Source organism: Flavitalea flava (assembly GCF_054461575.1).
This window is the reverse complement of record NZ_JBTLQH010000004.1, coordinates 70424-87488: the sequence shown is the minus strand read 5'-3', so window position 1 is coordinate 87488 and position 17065 is coordinate 70424. Positions and strand designations below refer to the sequence as shown.

General features: G+C 46.9%; 14 protein-coding genes. 3 read left to right on the top strand and 11 right to left on the bottom strand.

What is annotated here, in order from left to right; all coding sequences use genetic code 11:
- Window positions 1-17 precede the first annotated feature (17 nt).
- Window positions 18-1001, bottom strand: a complete 984-nt coding sequence (locus ACX0G9_RS06190; RefSeq protein WP_459063996.1) for a hypothetical protein — start codon at window positions 999-1001, stop codon at window positions 18-20.
- Window positions 1002-1140: 139 nt separating this feature from the next.
- On the opposite strand from ACX0G9_RS06190, the gene ACX0G9_RS06185 reads away from it, so the two are divergent.
- Both ACX0G9_RS06185 and ACX0G9_RS06180 read left to right on the top strand, forming a co-directional pair.
- Entirely contained in the window at window positions 1141-1809 is a 669-nt protein-coding gene (locus ACX0G9_RS06185) for a metal-dependent transcriptional regulator (protein WP_459063995.1), read from the top strand.
- The gene (locus ACX0G9_RS06180; RefSeq protein WP_459063994.1) at window positions 1802-3685 is read left to right on the top strand and encodes an Nramp family divalent metal transporter; all 1884 of its coding nucleotides are present in this window, start codon (window positions 1802-1804) and stop codon (window positions 3683-3685) included. Before ACX0G9_RS06185 ends, ACX0G9_RS06180 begins: the two co-directional genes overlap by 8 nt.
- A gap of 6 nt (window positions 3686-3691) precedes the next feature.
- On the opposite strand, the gene ACX0G9_RS06175 is transcribed toward ACX0G9_RS06180, so the two are convergent.
- Window positions 3692-4309, bottom strand: coding sequence for a Crp/Fnr family transcriptional regulator (locus ACX0G9_RS06175; RefSeq protein ID WP_459063993.1), 618 nt, complete (start codon window positions 4307-4309; stop codon window positions 3692-3694).
- Window positions 4302-4910, bottom strand: coding sequence for a Crp/Fnr family transcriptional regulator (locus ACX0G9_RS06170; RefSeq protein WP_459063992.1), 609 nt, complete (start codon window positions 4908-4910; stop codon window positions 4302-4304). The genes ACX0G9_RS06175 and ACX0G9_RS06170 overlap by 8 nt, the downstream gene beginning before the upstream one ends.
- Window positions 4911-5223: 313 nt before the next feature.
- Between ACX0G9_RS06170 and ACX0G9_RS06165 the strand changes: the two genes are divergently transcribed.
- Window positions 5224-6456: an isocitrate dehydrogenase (NADP(+)) gene (locus ACX0G9_RS06165; RefSeq protein ID WP_459063991.1), complete on the top strand. Its 1233-nt coding sequence runs from the start codon at window positions 5224-5226 to the stop codon at window positions 6454-6456.
- 107 nt (window positions 6457-6563) lie between these two features.
- On the opposite strand, the gene ACX0G9_RS06160 is transcribed toward ACX0G9_RS06165, so the two are convergent.
- From ACX0G9_RS06160 to ACX0G9_RS06125, 8 genes are all read right to left on the bottom strand, one after another.
- On the bottom strand, window positions 6564-7181 hold the full coding sequence (locus ACX0G9_RS06160; RefSeq protein ID WP_459063990.1) for an NTP transferase domain-containing protein: 618 nt from the start codon (window positions 7179-7181) through the stop codon (window positions 6564-6566).
- Complete coding sequence (locus ACX0G9_RS06155; RefSeq protein ID WP_459063989.1) at window positions 7174-7677, bottom strand: molybdenum cofactor biosynthesis protein MoaE; 504 nt, start codon at window positions 7675-7677, stop codon at window positions 7174-7176. Before ACX0G9_RS06155 ends, ACX0G9_RS06160 begins: the two co-directional genes overlap by 8 nt.
- Entirely contained in the window at window positions 7637-7870 is a 234-nt protein-coding gene (locus ACX0G9_RS06150; protein WP_459063988.1) for a MoaD/ThiS family protein, read from the bottom strand. The genes ACX0G9_RS06155 and ACX0G9_RS06150 overlap by 41 nt, the downstream gene beginning before the upstream one ends.
- A gap of 28 nt (window positions 7871-7898) precedes the next feature.
- Window positions 7899-8852 carry a GTP 3',8-cyclase MoaA gene (locus ACX0G9_RS06145; RefSeq protein WP_459063987.1) on the bottom strand — a complete coding sequence of 318 codons (954 nt, stop codon included), beginning with the start codon at window positions 8850-8852 and terminating at the stop codon, window positions 7899-7901.
- A gap of 49 nt (window positions 8853-8901) precedes the next feature.
- The gene (locus tag ACX0G9_RS06140) at window positions 8902-10428 is read right to left on the bottom strand and encodes a rubredoxin (RefSeq protein ID WP_459063986.1); all 1527 of its coding nucleotides are present in this window, start codon (window positions 10426-10428) and stop codon (window positions 8902-8904) included.
- A gap of 13 nt (window positions 10429-10441) precedes the next feature.
- Window positions 10442-13999: a molybdopterin-dependent oxidoreductase gene (locus tag ACX0G9_RS06135; RefSeq protein WP_459063985.1), complete on the bottom strand. Its 3558-nt coding sequence runs from the start codon at window positions 13997-13999 to the stop codon at window positions 10442-10444.
- Window positions 14000-14017: 18 nt separating this feature from the next.
- Window positions 14018-15391, bottom strand: a complete 1374-nt coding sequence (locus ACX0G9_RS06130; RefSeq protein ID WP_459063984.1) for an MFS transporter — start codon at window positions 15389-15391, stop codon at window positions 14018-14020.
- Window positions 15392-15459: 68 nt separating this feature from the next.
- Window positions 15460-16995, bottom strand: a complete 1536-nt coding sequence (locus ACX0G9_RS06125) for an alginate export family protein (RefSeq protein ID WP_459063983.1) — start codon at window positions 16993-16995, stop codon at window positions 15460-15462.
- Window positions 16996-17065 lie beyond the last annotated feature (70 nt).

The window sequence follows — 17065 nt, the reverse complement described above, 5'->3', positions numbered from 1 at the left end:
CGATTTATAGATTTTTTCTATTTTGATTTCCCCGGTCCTGGTTTATGCGCCGGTTTTGTTTTGAGTTCTTTTCTTTTGCCGTAATACCCTTCAAAAAAACATTTGATGTCCCTGTGATTACCACAACCCTCCAGTTCTTTCATCGTAACACCAGTGGTCCCAAAGGAAAAATCCACCGTACAGGGGTCTCCATTTGCCCGGTAGCGGGCAACATTAGCCGAGATGAGTTTCGCCTCTCCTTTTAATTCCCCCTTACAGGAACTTTCATCTTTCTCAAAATGCACGAAGACTAAAAGACGGGAATTATCCTTGCCATCACGAACAGTAATAAAGTTGCGTTTATCCTGCATATAATCCCCGGTGAATTTATGTTTGCGTGGCAATGTATCGATCGGATTATAAACGGGTACAGGCTTATTACTGGCCTCATTCGATTCAGTCATAATAAGCGTAAATACGCCTGCTTCATTAAAGACATAAGTATCTTTTCTGAAATAAACCTGACCCCCTGTTGTTTTCCGCTGATGGGTGATGGAAATGGTGTATTTGGAATCCATTCCGGCCTGGCCGCTTATACCCGCCTCATTGTCCAGGTAAATAAGGGGCTTGGATACTACAAATTTATTTTTTTTATCAAGTCCAAGAATAAAAAGTGCTTTCCTGGAAGCGGTGGAGGCTTTGACGAAAAGATAAGTCTCATGATCTGGAACCACTACCTTGCCGGCTGCGAAGAGCCTTGGTTTTATTTCCTTACCGAAATACCGGGTCAGCACGGTGTCTGGGATGAACCGGGAGAATAGGTTATTATTAATTATGACCGAATCGTTCTCCTTGCGCCTCAGCAGGGTATCGGACACCAGGTAAGGTAATTTAAGAGGCTGGAAAAATTCCACAAAATCACTTACATCCACTTTTTCGTCATTTTCGGCCAGGGACACCTTTTTGTTTTTGCAGGCAAACAACAGAAGGGTTAGCACGGTCATCAACAGGTATTTCTTCATACAAGGTGTTATTGAAAGCCTCATTTTCAGCCCTAAAAGTAACCATTCAGGACAAGAAGCGGAAAAATGAGGCTTCCTTTTATCAATATTTAATTTTAGATTTGTCTAAATTTAATTTTAGTCAGCCAGAATAATTAAAATGCAATATTCAGTCAGTAAAGAGAACCACCTCAAAGCTATTTTCCACCTGCAGAGTGAACAGGGTATGGTGACCACCAATGCCCTGGCTGCCGCTTTGCAGACCCGTCCCGCTTCCGTGACGGATATGCTTAAAAAGCTGAAAGAGCAGAAATTATTGCTCTATGAGCGATATAAAGGGTTCAAATTGAACAATGAAGGCAAAAAAGCCGCTATTCAGGTCATTCGAAAACACCGGTTATGGGAATATTTTTTGGTGAAAAAGCTGCAATTCGGGTGGGATGAGGTGCATGAAATAGCTGAAGAACTGGAACATATCAGCAGCAAAAAGCTGGTAGACCGCCTGGATGCCTTCCTTGGATTTCCAGATACGGACCCCCATGGGGATCCTATCCCGGACGCTCAGGGAAAATTCAACATTTGCCAGCAGATAAGTTTGTCCGAACTACCCCTGAACAAGATGGTCGAAGTCTCCGGCATAGCCCGGCAAACGACCGAAATGCTGGAATTATTACAACACAAACATATCCGGTTGGGTACCAGGCTTGAGGTAAGGAAAAAATTCCCGTTTGACGATTCCCTGGAAGTAAAGGTGCGCAACCGTCCGGCCGTTACAATCAGCGCCCTGGTTGCCAAAAATGTGCTGGTAAAGGAGGATAAGTATGAATAACCCTCATCGTAATGTTTCGCTGAGCGAAGTGCACGGCAGTGTGGATGCTACCCTGAAAGGGCCGCGGTGGCGACAGCTATTTGTTTTTTTTGGACCAGCCTATCTGGTAAGCGTTGGTTATATGGATCCTGGCAACTGGGCCACGGACCTGGCTGGAGGAAGCCAATTTGGCTATAGCCTGCTATGGGTATTGCTGATGAGCAACCTGATGGCTATCCTCCTGCAAAACCTTTCGGCAAGGCTGGGTATCGTCCGGGGCCGCGATCTGGCACAGGCGAACAGGGAGGTCTATCCCCGTTATATAAATATCGCCCTTTATGTGCTGGCTGAGATCGCCATTGCCGCCTGTGATCTGGCTGAAGTGTTGGGAATGGCCATCGGCATTCAGCTTCTCACGGGTTTACCGCTGGTATATGGCGTCTCCATTACCGTATTGGATACTTTCCTCCTTTTATTCCTGCAAAAGCTGGGAATGCGCAGGATGGAAGCATTTATAATCGGTCTTATCGCCGTTGTAGGCCTTTCTTTCGGAGTCGAGATCTTTCTGGCCCGCCCGGATTTAAAGGAAGTAGCGACCGGGCTGGTACCTGTCTTACATGGAAAAGAGGCCTTGTATATCGCCATCGGTATCATAGGGGCGACAGTAATGCCGCATAACTTATACCTCCATTCTGCCCTTGTTCAGACACGGAAGATCCTTCCTGGAGCAGAACACATGCGCAAGGCCCTGAAAATCAACTTCATGGACAGCGCTGTCGCTTTGAACCTGGCTTTTTTTGTAAATGCAGCCATCCTGATCCTTGCTGCCACGGTTTTTTTTAAGACGGGGAATACCCATGTGGCCTCCATTAAAGAAGCCTACCAACTCCTGCCGATGCTGGGAACTACAGTTGCGCCAAAATTATTCGCCATTGCCCTGATTGCAGCCGGCCAAAGCTCGACGATCACCGGAACGCTGGCCGGACAGATTATCATGGAAGGGTATTTGCAATTACGGATCAACCCCATGATGAGAAGATTGCTTACCCGTTTGCTCGCTATAATCCCTGCGGTAGCCGTTATTCTTATTTCCGGTGAGGAAAAGGTGGATAGTCTGCTCATCCTGAGCCAGGTGATCCTTAGCGTTCAACTGGGATTTGCGGTCATTCCCCTGATCCATTTTGTAAGCGATAAGACGACCATGGGAGATTTTTCTATCAGCCCCTTCATCAAAGCTTTATCCTGGATGGTTGCCTCGTTGTTGGTGTATCTTAACATTAAACTGGTCTCTGAAGAAATAAGTTCATTTTTTATGGAACCGGGTAATCTTATCTGGAAAGGATTGATCCTTATCTCAGGGCTTGCCGCCATCCTGTTGCTGCTATATATTGTTTTGCACCCCTGGATCAACCGGCAATCCCAGCGAGCCTCGATCCAGCTCCACCCCCCGTCTGCTTACGGAGATCTGCTTGACCTGCAGGTCCCTGTCTTCCGGCATATTGCCATCGCACTTGATTTCAGCAAACATGATGAAAAATTACTGGCTTATGCGGTTGGGCAGGGAGGAAAAGAAAGCGGGTATCTGCTAATACATATCGTGGAAAGCGCCTCGGCCAGGATGTTAGGACAGGAAAGCGATGATTACGAGACCAGGAGGGACCAGGAAAGACTTGACCTTTACGCGGCAGCACTGCAACAAAAAGGGATCAGGAGCAGTACCTGCCTTGGTTTCAGGAACCGCAGCCGCGAGATCGTACGTATTGTAACCGAAAAGAAGGCCGATATGTTGGTGATCGGCGCTCATGGGCATAGCGGGCTGAAAGATTTTATTTATGGAGAGACCGTCAATACGGTCCGTCATGATCTGAAGATCCCGGTTCTGATTGTAAGTTTGTAAGAGCCCTCAACGTTTGGCTTTCTTAGGTCTCAACAAATGTTTAAGACGGCTGAAGGTCTCTGGTTTTATATTTAAATAGGAAGCAATATATTTCTGCGGAACCCGCTGCAGCATATGAGGGTGGTTCCGTACATATTCCAGGAAACGCTCCCGGGTATTTTTTTGTAATTGGTCGAAATACCGGTAATCCTTTTTAATGAATTGGTCAGAAACCAAAAGTCTGCCCAATCGCTCTACTTTTGGATATGACGCATATAGCTCCTGCAAATTATCGTAACTAATAGAAAAAAAGATCGTGGGTTCGATAGTTTCTACAACGGCGCCGGACGGTTTTCGATAATGAAAGGACAACTCTGAATGAACGATATGGCCTTCGGTGGCCAATTGGACAACCACCTCCTTATTTTTTATAGGAAGATATTTCCGAACCAGCCCCTGTGCAAGAATATTAAGATAATTCTCTATTTCGCCTTCCCTGGTAACCTGCACTTTTTTATCGAATTCCCTTATCTCGATAAATGGCAACAGCCGGGCAAATTCGGCGGCAGTCAAGGGAACAAATGCTGAAAGGTATTGGTGGAGACCTGCAAGGGCGGTCCTGACCAACAGGGTCTGCTTATTCATTGCCTTCCTTTTTACCGGGCCCTGATGGTTGTTTCATGGGAAGATTTTTCAAACGACTGAATGTTTCGGGTTTCATATTCAAATAGGAAGCCAGGTATTTATGGGGCACCCGCTTCATCAGGTCAGGATTTTTCTCAACAAATCTTATCAAACGTTCCCTGGCATCTATGCGAAGGGATTCCAATTCCCATTCCTCCTTTTGCAGGTAAAAATAAGTGGTCATCATCCGGCCCAGTCTTTCCATCCTGGGAATTTCATGGTATAATTTTTCCAGGTTCTGCCTGGAGATCGAAAGAAAAGTGGTTTGTTCAAGGGCTTCGACGATATAGGGGGAAGGATTCCCCGATAAAAAGGAGGCGGAAGAGCTGATCAGCTCATTTTCCCGGGCAATGTGGGTAATAACCTCCGTTTTCCCTTTTATGAAATACATACGGGCGAGTCCTGTCACTAAAAAATTCAGATAATTTTCCACCTCTCCGGCCCTTACCAGCGGCTCTTTCTTATCAAAATTCCTGATCTCCAGCATCCCGGTCAATGAAGAAAACTCTTCATTGGTCAGGTCTAAATAAGCCGATACGTATTGCCGCAAGGAATCTAACATCCACTGATAGGTATTATATTAGCTGCAAACATACAAAAAAGGAAAAAAACCCTGCAAGACTAAAATGGACCACGGGTCCATTGGCTATAACCGAGCAAAGCGTAACTGAGTTCCGTTCGAAGGAGAACGGGACGAAAGTTACGGGCGTAGCCCTAAAGAACAAGACAAAGCAAGGAACGACGCTTTGGCGAAGTTCCCATCATAATGGGATGAACGCGGCAAGGGGTAAATTTTAAAAAAACCCCGCCGCGTTCATCTTAATTCACCCAATTCTTGTAGGTTTGCTATCTTTTGAATGTAAAAATGAAGAAATATGGCCAAGAAAATCAAAGTTGCAAATCCCGTAGTTGAGCTGGACGGGGATGAAATGACCCGGATAATCTGGAAATTCATTAAGGACAAATTGATCCTCCCTTATCTTGAACTCGATATTAAATATTATGACCTGGGTGTGGAATTTCGCGACGAGACGAACGATCAGGTGACCATCGACGCCGCAAACGCCATTAAACAATATGGTGTGGGGATAAAATGCGCTACGATCACGCCCGACGAGGATCGTGTAAAAGAGTTCAAACTGAAACAAATGTGGAAAAGTCCTAATGGGACAATCCGGAACATTTTGGATGGAACGGTTTTCCGCGAACCTATCGTAATGAAAAACGTTCCCCGCCTGGTGTCCAATTGGACAGCGCCGATTATCGTAGGCCGTCATGCCTTCGGAGATCAATACCGGGCGACGGATACGGTTATTAAGGGAAAAGGCAAACTGACCATGACCTTTACTCCTGAAGGTGGCGGAGAACCGCAGACCTTCGAAGTATATAACTTCAAGGGCGATGGTGTAGCCCTTTCTATGTACAATACGGACGAATCGATCATTGGTTTTGCCAGAAGCTGCTTCAACATGGCTCTGAGCAAAAAATGGCCTTTATACCTTTCCACCAAAAACACCATTCTGAAAAAATACGATGGTCGTTTTAAAGATATCTTTGCAGATATATATGAAAAGGAATTCGTACAGAAATTCAAAGAGGCCGGTATCGTATATGAACATCGCCTGATTGATGACATGGTCGCCAGCGCCTTGAAATGGAATGGTAATTTCGTTTGGGCTTGTAAGAACTATGATGGTGACGTTCAGAGTGATTCAGTAGCCCAGGGATTCGGTTCTTTAGGGCTGATGACTTCTGTACTGGTCACACCTGACGGAGGAATTATGGAAGCTGAGGCTGCCCATGGAACGGTTACCCGTCACTACCGCGACCATCAGGCCGGAAAACCGACATCGACCAACCCTATTGCTTCTATCTTTGCCTGGACAAGGGGTCTTGCTTTCAGGGGCAAACTGGACGGGAATCAAGCCCTGATCGATTTTTCCAACGCCCTGGAAACGGTATGTATCGAAACTGTCGAGAGTGGCAGTATGACAAAGGATCTGGCCATTTGTATCCACGGCAATAAGGTGGAGCATGGCAAACATTATCTCTATACAGAAGAATTCCTGGATGCTATCGATCAGAATTTGCAAAAGAAGCTGTTATAAAAATAAAAGACTGGTAACCAGGTTAAAAAAAGAGTCCCGCCATTATGGGACTCTTTTTTTTAATCGTCTGGAGGTAGATGCAACTGTTATAATGAATAATGCTGCCTCTATAATGAATTATAATTCCTGAACGCTTCTTCCCGCTCAATCAGCAGCGTCCTGGTATTTCCTTTTTTGAGCAAACGCTGAAAGCTGAAATCCTGTTGATCTTCCTTCTCATATAGTGCATGGAATTTAGTTATCCCCTGAGCCGTATATATCCCGCAAAAAGGCTGAGCAAACGCGGTTCCCTGGTATACAAAAAAATCCGGACGATCTTCCCGCTCTTCCTGGTAAAAACAAATCATCCGCCTGATTGTCATTTCATCCAGGTCAAGCAAATCACAGGATAATAACAGGAGATCTTTATCAGGATTTTTTTTATGCGCGCTTATTAGCCCTTTCATGGGGCCAGGCCAGGAGACAGCATCCACGATCAATTGGATAGAAGGAATAATAGCGGAATATAATTCCCATTGGAGCTGGCTAATGGAGAAAACGACTGGTATCTGGTGAGAGGCAAGTTTATCTCTCATGTATATTACCCAGGGAATGCCCCCCTTTTTCAATAAACCTTTATCCCGTCCCATTCTCCGGCTTTCTCCCCCGCACAAGACGACTCCTAAAAGATTACCGGCTGGATTACCGGAGAGATTACCTGCCGGATTGCCAGATGGATTATTCATAAATATGCTTCGATACATCCCCGGTAACAGTATGGCAATTGCAATTATTTCCCCATTCATGGGTGCCATCCGTATAATGTTCGCATTTCCAGATCGGGGCCTCATGTTTGATCCTGTCAATAATATAACGATTCGCGGCGAAGGCTTCCCGTCGGTGGGCCGAGGCGGTGATTACCACCACGGCCGTATCACCCGCAGACACCTTTCCAATCCGGTGCTGAGCTATGGCGATATGCAGTTTCCACTTATCTTTTGCTTCTTCCAGGATATCTCCGATCATCCTGATCGCAAGGGAAGAATAGGCTTCATATTCCAGGAAAGCGACCGCTCTGCCCTTGTTGTTATCCCTTACTTCACCGCTGAATAATACGACCGCTCCTGCTCCGGGATGGTGAGCCATACTCATCTGTCCTGCTAAATCAAGGGGCTCCGGAGAAAGGTATGCTGAGGAAAGATTATCCTCCGCTGCTGGGAGGGATGATGATGACCGTATCATGTTCCTGTAATTTATATTCATTATCGATAAACCCGTCTTCGACGGCAAACCTGCAGCTCTGCAACAGTTCTCCTGCGCTTTCATTTATCGCCAGCAAATGTGTTTTTAATTCATCCGTATTCCGGGCTATTTCCACCAACTCGAATTCGGGTGTAAAATAATCTTTCAGCGCAGCGTATACATGGATTTTCATATCTATTAATTTATACTTATCCCATAAATCATCCGCCAATATGGAGCATGCTCAGATCGCTCCCCTTGAAGCGTAAAGTCTGTTTCTGTAAGAGTGCCTTTTTTAATTTTATATTCAACCCGTCAGCCCCATCGGTGTCCTCCAGGGCAATTGGATGATTACTACTCAGGCAACCATAGATATTTCCCTGGCTATCCAGCCGGAGACGATTGCAATCCTGGCAAAAAGGTTCGCTTTCATTGGCAATGATGCCAAATTCCGCACCATTATCCAGTTGCCAGTAATTGGCGGTCGCCGAACCAGCGCGCTCAAGGGGTGTAAAATGATATTGTCCGGAAATTACCTTGAGAATTTCTTCCTGGGAAAATAAATATTTTTTTGATGACTCGTGCAAATGTCCCATCGCCATAATTTCAAGGAAACGGATTCTGAGATTACGGGATATGGCAAAATCAAGTAAAGGCAGGATCTGTGTGTCATTCATCCCCTTCATGACCACTGAATTGATCTTCACGGACAGACCTGCCTCAAGGGCGGCATCGATCCCCCGGAAAATGCGTTCGGCAGAATGACGTTTGCTCATCCGGAAGAATATATCTTCCTCAATTGCGTCCAGGGATACATTAATGGATTCCATTCCCGCGTCTTTCATCGGGGCGGCCAACCTCTCCAGCAAAAAGCCGTTAGTGGTTAATCTGATCGCTGAAATTCCTGCCAGGCGTATACCTTTGATTAATTCAATCAATCCGGGATATAACAGGGGTTCTCCCCCTGTCAAACGGATCGTATCCAACTGAAGGCGTTCATGAAGCCGCCCGATCACTCCCAGCAGGCTGGGCACGGACAGCGATGTGGCCTTTTCGCTCTTTTTCAGGTAATCATCCCCCGCAACGCAATACACGCAGCCAAGATTGCAATGATTGAGCAGGCTTACCCTAAGCGTTTTAAAGGTCCTTCCATATTCGTCTTTGATCGCTTGCATATTTATCTACAAAAGAGGTATCCTCCTGTTCATAAAGGTACGATGACTATTAATGATTTAACAGGGATTTTTCAATGGCCGTAAAGCCCTCTTTTCCCCCTCCGCAGACAGGACAGCTATACCCTGAACTGGTCTTTTCAAAAGGGCGGCCTGAAGGCTCTCCATTCTCCGGATCTCCATACCTTTCATCATAATGGGTAAGACAATGCCGGCATTGAAATACCCGGGGTTGCTCTGAGGTAACCGGGACATCTTCTTTTCCCCTCTTTCCTCTGCCACCCGGATTTCCCTGCCCCTGACGGTAAAACAGGGAAGGTATCCGTTCCTGCGTCATTTGCTGTTCATAAAAATACTTACATAAGGAAGCCAGATAAGGATAAAGATTTTCCTTTTCAAGGCCATCCCGGAACAGGATATACTCCTTGGAATTGGCATTAAAATCAGGCGTATATAAAATAGCATAACGGTCCAGCAATTTCCGTTGGGAAGGCGTCCCTCCTTCCTGTTTACGGATAATGATCGATCCCGACAAACCCGACTTCGGGCGGGTCTTAATGGCAAAACATAAACCGTATGTCCGGAGGTCATCGTTATCGAAAAGACGTACCAGCCAGCGTTTCAATCTGAGGCCCTCCTCGCAAAGATCCTCTGCCTGCCAGTTCAGTTCATTGGACGCATGCCTGACGTTAATTCGGTGTTTGTTCAATACAAAATCCCAAAGACTGCGGTCCTCCTGCCCGATCCCTTTGATGATAAGGGATTTCCAGGGAGTAGTGTATAACTGGCCGACCTTGGTTTGGAGACAGAGGATACAAATGTCTTTCAGAAAAGAAAGGGGAAATAATTCTTCCCTGCGGTAAATCCCCAGCCAGAGCTTATTCCCATAGCGGTTAAACCCTTCATAATAGGGCAGATTAAATGCCGGTAATTTTAATGGCTCCGTAACCGGTTGGGAGATAAAACTTTCTCTTTCCTGCACTTCTGTATATAAACGATCCCCATTTATGGTAGGCTGGTCGACGAACAACTCTTTTTTATGAAGAATAATTTCTTCGACTACCCGGCTGATCCTGGGAATATCCCTGAAATAGATCAGGTCTTTCCACTGGTAAATAAGAGAGGTTCTGGGGAACCGGATATAAAGGAACCAATAGTTCCCGATATCTGAACTGATAAAATTGATATTCCCGGTAAAAAAAGGAACAAAGGACTGCTTGCTCTCGACCAGGTTGACTTTCAGCCCGGGGCGGAAATCAAATCCATCCAGGATATCTTTATACAATCCTTCGCTAACCCAATCTGATTTTTCAAAAACGTTCTCGCAAACATAGGAGCTGACGATATTGGGGAATTTATCCTCATTGACTTCGTAACTAATGCCTGCCTCCTTAAGATCCCGGAAAAGACCCGCACCGAATTTATCGGCCACCTTACAGAACAATTGCTGACGGGTTCCAAATTGTATTTGGGTCACTTTGGCCTTCTCCGCTGCTTCTGTAATAGCGTACAAATCCCCTGCGGACACGATCCCTCCGGGAAGATTGATCCGTACTATATGATTTTTTCGAAACACCATTTCAGAAAATGATTTACTTTTTGTTCAATTCCTCTTCCAGGATCTTCTTTACCTCCGGTTTGCAAGAACCGCATCCTGTCCCTGCGCCGGTAATGGCACACAACCGGGCCAGATCTTTGCAACCTGAGCTTATCTGTATTTCCAGGTTGCCGCTGCCGACGTGGTTACAGCTGCAAATCAATTTTCCCAAAACCGGCTCTGTTTTTTTTCCACTGCGCAGCAATTGCAGGCGTTTTTCATTCAATTCTGTTCCACCGGTGATCAATTCGCGGAATTCCTGGAACTCCGCTTTATCTCCAATCAGGATCGCGCCGACGAGACGGTCCTGGTATATAATGCATTTTTTATAATAACGCCGGGATCTGTCAATGAATAAAATCTCTTCATAGTCCTGTTCATTGGGGCTTTTGGAGAGACCGATACTGCAAAGGTCGAACCCATGGATCTTAATAATATTCATGGGCACGGTTCCGGAGTAATAAGAAGTGATGTCCCCATTCAAATAACCGGCCACGACACCCGCCTGTTGTTCCGCCGCTGCCGTAAATCCATATAACGTTCCTTTGAACTCTGCAATCTCTCCGATCGCAAAAATAGCCGGGTCATTGGTTTGCAAATACTCATTTACGATAGCCCCCCGCTGACAATGCAGGCCGGCTTCCCGGGCTAATTCAATATTTGGCGTCGTTCCGATCGCAAATACCAGCGCATCGCAATCGATAGTCCTTCCGCTTCTCAAACGAAGACCCGTTAGTTTGGATTGACCGTAAAAAAGCTGTACTTCATCGTCATAATATACTTCGCAGCCCTGATCAAGGATTTCTTCCTGCAATAACTGACTACCCAATTCATCCAATTGGCGGTCGAGGAAACGTGAAGTCCTGTGTACGATAATAACCTTTATGCCGACCTCCCGTAAAGATGCGGCCAGCTCAAGCCCCAGGAGTCCCCCGCCGATGATCACCACTTGCCCTTCCTTTGGTAAATGGCCCAGGAAACGATCGGCATCCGCCCGGCTACGCATGGTAAATATGCCTTCGAGTTTCGGAACGTTCTTTGGTATGGCAGCCCTGCTACCGGTAGCCAGGATCAGGGTATCGTATCCGGTTATTCCTCCATTCGAGTCAATGACATGTTTATTTTCCCGGTCTATCCTTTCAATTCCAAGCCCCCTGTTCAACCGGATCCGGCTGCCCAGTTCTTCTTCATCGGTCATCTTAACCAACTGGTCCCATTGCTGGGTTCCGCTGATATAATCCGGAAGTTGTACGCGATTGTAAAAAGGCAGATTTTCTTTGCTGAATATGGTAATTTCATCTTCCGTGTTTACCCCCCGGTAAGACTGAACAAAACCAAAGGCCCCTGCACCTGCACCAACAATAACGATCCGTTCCTTTTCCTTTTTGAATTTCCGGACCCGGACTGCTGAAAATTTAAAATCGGGTTCTTTGGAGACAGGATCTACCAGGTTTTGGGTGAGGTTATTGACCCGGTTCAGGTCATTTCCCAGGATCTTTCCCCAATGCATAGGAAGAAAGACTACCCCCTTTTTGATGGCGGAAGAAAGTTTTGCTTTAACCCGCACCTCTCCTCTCCTGGATTCCACGGTTACGGTATTATTGTCGGCAATATCCAGGGCCTGGGCATCTGCCGGATGTATTTCCAGGAAAGCCTGTGTGTAATGCTGTTTCAATTTATTGACCTTTCCTGTCTTGGTCATGGTATGCCATTGATCACGTATACGACCGGTGGTCAGTATCAGCGGAAAATCCTCATCTGGCCCTTCACTGGTAAATGTATCGGATACCGCATGAATAACAGCCTTTCCGGTAGGAGTATAAAATTTATGATCTGTAAACAAACGGGCGGTTCCCTGCCCTTCTGACTGATAATTTTTCAACGGGTATTCTCCTTCTGTCTCCGTTTCTTTTACTATAAATGGGCGGTAAGGCCATTGAACAGATCTTTTCGATCGAAGTATCTCATAATTTAAGCCGCTGATAGAAATGGATGTGCCTGCAGTCAGCGACGCATGCTCCAGGAATATGGCATCACTCCCGGAATAATCGAACCCTTTATAACCCAATTTGCGGGCAAAATTGCAAATGATCGATGCGTCCGCCAGGGCTTCTCCCGGAGGATCCACTATTTTTTCCAGGTAACTGATCCTTCTTTCGGAATTGGTCATCGTTCCTTCTTTCTCGGCCCATGCGGCAGCAGGAAGGATCACATCTGCATAGGCCAGCGTCTCTGGTTTATTGCTTACTTCCTGCACCACGACGAATTTGGCATTCCGGAGCGCCTTTTCTGCTGCCCTTACATCGGGAAGGCTGACCAGGGGGTTGGTACCGATGATCCAGATGGCCTTCAGGCTTCCATCCGCCAGGGCTCCGAACATTTCAGTTGCAGTAAGGCCCGGTTTGCTGGAAAGAGGTCCGCCACCCCAAAACTGTTGTACTTCCAACCGGTGCACAGGATTTGCCAGGTCGCGGTGGGCAGGCAGCAAATTGGCAAGCCCTCCTGTTTCACGCCCACCCATCGCATTGGGCTGACCAGTCAGCGAAAAAGGCCCTGAACCAGGCTTGCCAATTTGTCCGGTTATCAGGTTGAGATTGATCAGAGAGAGGTTTTTATTTACACCGGCAACACTTTGATTCAAACCCATGGTCCACATGCTGATAAAACCCTGAGCCTTTCCGATATAGGTTGCTGCAAGACGTATATCTTCTTCCTTCACCCCGCAAATAACCGAAGCTTCGGCAAGCGTGCGTAAAAATACCTGTGCTTTGTATTGTTCAAACCCTTCCGTATGTTCGCGGATAAAATCCGGCCGGATAAATCCATCTTCGATCAGGCATCTGCCAATGGCGTGATTCAGGGTAATATCGGTACCCGGGTTGACCGGCAAATAAAGATCTGCGAGTGCAGTTGAGTCAGTACGCCTGGGATCTGCGACAATGATCTTCGTTTCCGGATGGGCTGCTTTACGGGCCTCTATCCTCCTCCATAAAATAGGGTGACACCAGGCAGGATTGGCCCCGGTAACAAAAAAGCAGGTTGCCTCCTCGATATCGGCATAACTGACCGGCACGCTGTCTTCCCCAAGTGCCATCTTATAAGCGGCCACAGCGCTGCTCATACAAAGCCTCGAATTACTGTCGATATTGTTGCTGCCGATAAACCCTTTCATCAGCTTATTGATCACATAATATTCTTCTGTCAGGCATTGCCCCGAAATATAAAAGGCTACCGAATCAGGGCCATATTTATCGATGAATGTTCTGAACACGGCAGCAGCCCTTTCCAATGCCGCATCCCAGCTTACGCGTTGCAAAGGCATGCTCCTGTTATAACGCATTTGCGGATAAAGCAGGCGGTCGGATCTGTCGTTTACAGTATAATGAAGATTAATGCCTTTACTGCACAACATTCCTTTATTAACAGGGTAAGCGGCATCTCCTTCCACCGTAAGACTTCCTTTTTTGTCTTTATGCACAACCACTCCGCAACCCACTCCGCAGTAGCAGCAGGTAGAAGTAAATTTATTGGAATGTTGCGGGTCGTTGATCATTTACAGTATCCTTAAATTTTAATTGGATGATATCCCGGAAAAGGAATTGCCGGAAGAAGTCCTGGAAGACAGCTCAGGCTTTTTGAAACGGGTAATCAGGATAATCACCGAAACAATCATAACGGTAATGCCTATATATTTGAATGCCTGTCCGTAGGTTAAGGAATCGGATTTGAATAAAAATCCGAAAAACATCCCGCCAAGATTTCCTCCTGCTCCCACAACGCCGCTTATAAGTCCGACATTCTTTTCATTTATAAAAGGAACAATTCCATAGGTAGCGCCATTGGCCATTTTCAGGAACAGGGCAAAGGACAACATGGAGACGATGGCCATCCCAAAACTTCCTGCACCGGCAAAAACGATCAGTCCCAGGCCTTCCAGCAGCAGTACGCCGGAAAGAAGCAGGCCTTTTCCTCTCATACCCCATAGACCGCCTGCCTTATCGGATACGAAACCTCCCAGGGCACGGGCAAAAATATTCATGGCTCCGAAAATCCCGGCCCAAAACCCAGCCTGGCTTTGGGACAATTTAAATGTATCGACGAAATGGAGGGAAGCTACGTTATCGAAGGTGATCTCCATGCCAAAACACATTCCGTAAGCCAGGGCCAGTGCCCACACCCGCCAGTCCGCCAATGCGGACCAGTCTGTTTTTCTGTTGGCAGATCCTGTGCGGCCTGTTTCGCTGTAATTGCCTTCAGGGGTATCCTTAGTGAACCGGTAGTATAAAAAGGCGATGCCAAGCATCATCATTCCTGGAACAATCATGGCATAACGCCATGCAGCATGGCGGGTATACCCGAATCCTACAATAGCAGCGAAGATGACGGGCATGACCATATTGGTTACGCCCCCTCCCAGGTTACCCCAGCCGCCGGTTATCGCGTTGGCCGTTCCTTTTATCTTCGACCCGAACATCATGGAAGTATGGAACTGCGTGATTACGAAAGATGCACCGATAATCCCTATCGCCAGCCGAAACAACAGAAAACTGGTATAATCCCTGGATAATCCTACCAGGAATACGGGTAAGGACCCGATGAGCAACAATCGTATAGCTGTTTTACGCGGGCCCCATGAATCGCACAGTTTGCCGATGATGAGCCTGGCCAGTATAGTAGAAGAAACGGATGCAATAATAATATTTCCAACCTGCGATTTGGTAAGGCCCAGGTCCGTCCGGATCGTTGGCATTAAAGGGGCCAGGCCGAACCATCCGAAAAAACAAACGAAGAACATCAACCAGGTTATATGGAAGGTACGCATTTGAATGGATCCCAGAGAGAACAGGTTGATCCTTTCCAGGGGTTGGTTTCCGGGAAAAACCAAAAGGGGAGCCGAGGCTTTTTTTTGGTTGGCCTTTGCGGCAGATTGCAGTTGATTAGTCATGGTAAAAGAGCTTATATAAAATGAGATATTTTTTTTGTTCCGTTAGAGACCGCAGATTCCTGCCGGAGCTATCTGGCTCCCAAAAAATCAGGCCTGATATTGATCTGGAGATAAGCCCAGGCAGCATTCAGCCCGTTGGTCCCCGGAGTGATCCCTTTGGCATATTCCATGCTCTTTGTCGCGGCCATCCAGCAGATTCCCAGCTCTACCATGGTCACCTTATTTAAGTTATAGCTGGCGACCCCATCGATCTCGCTGCCCAGGTATTTAGAAACGGGCTCTCCTTTTATGTCCTTTTGTTCCGAGGCCAGTCCAAAATAATGATAGCCGAGTTCTGCGTTAAACCGCCCTCCCGTAGCCGCGTATTTCCATTTCAGGAATGGATTGTTCAATCCCCCGGTGGGAGATCCTGACCCGGCATAGAAATAATCCATATAACCCCAGAATTTATGGGGGGTACCGTATAAAGGGTCAAAACGGTGATTGGTAGCGGAGCCGGAAAGGGCATTGTTCCCCGATACATAATCCCATCCTGCCGTATACGTAAAATTCCTGTTTGTATGCGAGAGGGAAAAAGTGGATGTCCAGGCATTCAGATCCAGGCCATCCCTATCCTTGCCTGCCTGATAATAAACGCCGGCATTGAGGGTCCAGGCCTTTTGTTTATCGAGGGCGCTGGTCATCAGGAGACCGGTGGTTATCCTGGCATTAACGCCCTTCAGGTTGAAGCGTCTTCCATATACATAACCCGTATCCATACCTGCAATATTCCGTACCGAATCAGCCTGGTACTTCCCGAATTCATCGGCAAAAAACAGCCCGGATATCCTGGTCTGGTTAAATTTCCTGGCGACATACAGGAATTGCATGGATTTATAATCCTGGTTCATTCCGTTGGTGCCTGCCGCATTGGCCAGTGAAGGGCTCCCGTTTTTGGCGCTAAACCCTGCCCCGTTTACCAGGGGCACCAATCCTGCGGGAGTCGGCGCCAGGTTGCCCTTGCTATCTTTTACATAGGCAGGCAGGTTGGCAGGTGTGTAATAGGTTCCGTTAACATTAACAGCATCGGAATTCTGGTTGAACGCTGCTCCCAGGTCTGTCTGCCACCCCTTTTGCAACAACTTGAAAACAAGGGCATCATGTCTTCGCCCCTGCTGTAGCCAATCCAGATTGCCCAACAGACGCTGATCGTCATACACTAATTCCTGGCGGCCTATCCTAACACTAAAGTAATCAATGGCAGATCTGGTGAATGAACTGTCTTTCACATTCGCCATTATCAATTCTGCCCAGGCTTCATGCACGCCCAGGCGGTTGCCATCTGCATTACTGATGGTTGAAGCGTCAGCACCCCATACTCTTACGTCCTGGACAGAAGTTTGAAAAATGACCCTGGCCGACCGGTATTGAAAATTGAGCCGGGCGCGTTGAGAGGTAAGAAAGGCCGTACTGCTGGCATTTGGTTTTAGCGTTCCATATCCGTCCCGCAGTTCGGTCCGGGTCCGGAGCTGGCCAGTCAGGGAGAACTGAGCCTGGCTGGATAAATGTATCCAGAAAGTAAAAACTATACTGGTTACAATAATGAAAACAGTTTTTTTCCTCATAAATTTGTTTTGGTTTAAGATGAGCTAATCATTTTACCATGTAAGCCCCGGACAGACCCTCATCTCCCGG